Here is a 3,102-nt window from a genome sequence, read left to right as displayed (position 1 = left end):
GCCAACTCCCCCAATCAGTGTTGAAGGGGCAAACGCCCATCAACGCGCTCAAGGACTGGCAAAGGCAAAGGCCGGACATCTTCAAGAAGCGGCCGTATAATCACGCGGGATGTGACACCTAAGGCGCGTCGCGCTTTCTCATCCAAAGGTTGTACAATATCCGCGATGTCTAAGCGGTACCCCGAGAGTGTCAGATCTTCTGTGTATGAGTGATCCGGTCCATGCTTCTTCGAAAGGAAGCATGCATGACGATCTCCAAGGAACTGCTGGACGAACTGCTGAAGGGTGTTGAGCGCCCTGAGGACCTGCTCGGCGACTCCGGGCTGATGAAAGAGCTGAAGATCAGGCTCATGGAGCGGATGCTGGGCGCGGAGCTGACCGCGCATCTGGGCTATGAGGAAGGGAAGGAAGCGCCGCCGGGCCAAGCCAACCGGCGCAATGGCTCATCGACAAAGGTTCTGAAGGGGCAGGACGGCGAGCTGCCTGTGGCAGTGCCCCCGCGACCGCGACAGCAGCTTCGAGCCGGAACTGGTGAAGAAGGGCCAGACCCGGATCGACGGGATGGATGACAAGATCATCGGGCTCTACGCGGCGGGGCTGACGGTCCGGGACATCCAGGCCCATTTACTTGATCTCTATGGCCTAAAGGTCTCACCGGACTTGATCAGCCGTGTCACCGACGCCGTCCTGGACGAGGTCCGGGAATGGAAGAGCCGGGCGCTGGAGCGGATGTATCCGATCGTGATCTTCGACGCCCTGCGCGTGAAGATCCGCGATGCCGACAGCTGGACGGTGAAGAACAAGGCCGTCTACGTCGCCCTCGGCGTCACCCGCGATGGCCTGCGTGAGGTTCTCGGCCTGTGGGTCGCCGAGAACGAGGGAGCCAAGTTCTGGCTCTCGGTGATGAATGAGTTGAAGAACCGGGGCACACAAGACATTCTGATCGCCATCGTGGACGGGCTCAAGGGCTTCCCCGAGGCCATCATGGCCGCCTTCCCGGAAACAATGGTCCAGACCTATAGGGAGTGTCCCGGTTGCCTGCGTCTCCCTGTACGAGCATCCGGATCTTCGAGACATATATCGCTGCAGTCTCGCCTTCGAACCCGTGGCGCAAACCAAGTTCGCGCCCCAGTTCAAGTTTGCTGGCCGACACGTTATACTTCTTGCGGTTCCTGTCCGCGTTCACCATCAGGACAAATTCAGGCTTCGGCTCGTCCTTGATGCTCTTCTTTGGCGGAATTCTGCCAGACGCGCAGCAACCTCATCCGCGGCATCTTCCATGCATAGGCGATGTTGCGCGAGGTGCTTAGCCTTGGACGCCATCGCGATGTGTCAGAGGTGCCGCGCCATGTGAATGAGATTGTCAAAGCTCAGCACTGTTCTGGCCCTACATAGTTCGTCGAAACGTCTTGCACCACATAACGCACAACATTAGGTATTTCGCTCGGAGGGCGGATATCAGGTGCGTCATATCGGGAATGGGAAAGTCCCATGGCCACGAGGAGCCTACCCACCCCCCTGCCTGCCGCTAGCCTGACATCAATATCGTCACGATCGGGTTCCAGTTCGCGCAAACGCAGGTCCAATGGTGGCGCATGGCGGGTCATGCTGTCCTGGCACCAGGGCACTGCAGAGCGATGCGGTTGAGAATGCCGCCCGCCACCAATAAGGATCGTTTCGAGCTCGAGTGGCTTCTTCCAATTTTCCGGATTAACGTCCATTTTCTCTTGAATCGCCTTCTTCGCAACCCTTGCGACATGACTTCCCAAGACCTTGATCGCTCGTTCCCTGGCCCCGATTTCTTCGCACCATGCAGAGATTACTTCCGCTCCGAAGCACTCCACGGATTTCGCAAAGATAGTGATCGGCGGGTTGGCAGCCTCCCGGTAGGTGAAGAACACCGTGTCGACTGTTAGGCCACCAATATCGACAAGTAGATAGCGGCCATCGCGCCGTTGATGCGATGTCAGAAAGCCCTGGAGCGCTCCAGCAAGCTCTGGCTGAAGTGCAACAAGGTCGCAGTCTCCAGAACTGGACGTTTCTAGCAAGCGCAGAATAGCGGCCTCGGTTATCTCTTCACCGGACTCGAGGAGGCGACCAGCAACAAGCGCCACATGCCTTTGGTCCGGATGTGCCTCCGCGGTTGACGAGAAAGGCATGCCGAGGTTGACTTCGTCAACCACAACCGTGCTGTTCTTAAACAGCCCAGGCTGCTCCTTCTGGAGCCAGCCCACCCCGAGTCGCACGACGAGAACAATCCAAGCAATCATGGCTGCTTTGACGGTCTCGCGATCTCCCCCGCCAAAATCCAAGAGATCCACCTTAAGTCGATCTCTCGTGACGTTGCCCCCTCCGCCTAGTCCAGTTTGAGATAGACTCTGGCCCAACCGATAGGACCAGAGATGAAGCGCAGCAGGTTCACTGAAGATCAGATCATCGGCATTCTGAAGGAGCACGAGGCTGGGGTTTCCGTCGCTGATCTGTGCAGGCACGGCGTCAGCGATGCGACGGTCTGCAAATGGAAAGCCAAATATGGCGGTATGGATGTCAGCGAGGCCAAGCGCCTTAAAGGGCTCGAGGACGAGAACACCTGTCTGAAGCGGCTGCTGGCCGATGCGATGCTGGATAATGCAGCGCTGAAGGACCTCCTTGGAAAAAAGTGGTGACGCCCGCCGGAAAGCGGCAAGCGGTCGCGCATCTGGTGTCAGGCCACGGGATGAGCGAACGGCGGGCGTGCCGGGTGATCGGCTGTTGCCGGATGACCATGCGCTATAAGGCGATCCGGCAGGATGCCCCCGTGCTGCGCGAGCGGTTGAAGGAGTTGGCGCGGGTCCGTCGCCGGTCTCGGCTGTCGGCGGCTGCACGTGTTCTTGCGCCGTGAAGGTCACGAGGTGAACCACAAGCGCCTGTTCCGCATCTACCGCGAGGAGCGGCTGCATGTCCGTCGTCGCGGTGGGCGCAAGCGGGCCATCGGCACGCGGGCCCCGATGGCGCTGCCGCTGATGCCGAACCAGCGCTGGTCGCTCGACTTTGTCTCCGACCAGCTGACCGATGGCCGCCGCTTCCGCGTGCTGACCGTGGTGGACGACTGCACGCGGGAAT

The 3,102-nt window shown here is 59.5% G+C and carries 1 protein-coding gene and 2 pseudogenes; 2 read left to right on the top strand and 1 reads right to left on the bottom strand.

Annotation, left to right across the window (positions count from 1 at the left end; translation table 11 throughout):
- Positions 1-245 precede the first annotated feature (245 nt).
- Positions 246-1,017, top strand: a pseudogene (locus OC184_RS19710) (IS256 family transposase); the annotation flags it as partial.
- Positions 1,018-1,370: 353 nt separating this feature from the next.
- Here OC184_RS19710 and OC184_RS19705 read toward each other — a convergent pair.
- Positions 1,371-2,312 carry a hypothetical protein gene (locus OC184_RS19705; protein ID WP_265508884.1) on the bottom strand — a complete coding sequence of 314 codons (942 nt, stop codon included), beginning with the start codon at positions 2,310-2,312 and terminating at the stop codon, positions 1,371-1,373.
- A 90-nt stretch (positions 2,313-2,402) separates the two neighbouring features.
- On the opposite strand from OC184_RS19705, the pseudogene OC184_RS19700 reads away from it, so the two are divergent.
- Positions 2,403-3,102, top strand: a pseudogene (locus tag OC184_RS19700) (transposase); the annotation flags it as partial.

The organism is Paracoccus rhizosphaerae, assembly GCF_026162645.1.
GTDB classification, from domain to species: domain Bacteria; phylum Pseudomonadota; class Alphaproteobacteria; order Rhodobacterales; family Rhodobacteraceae; genus Paracoccus; species Paracoccus rhizosphaerae.
This window is presented reverse-complemented; position numbering and strand designations above follow the sequence as displayed.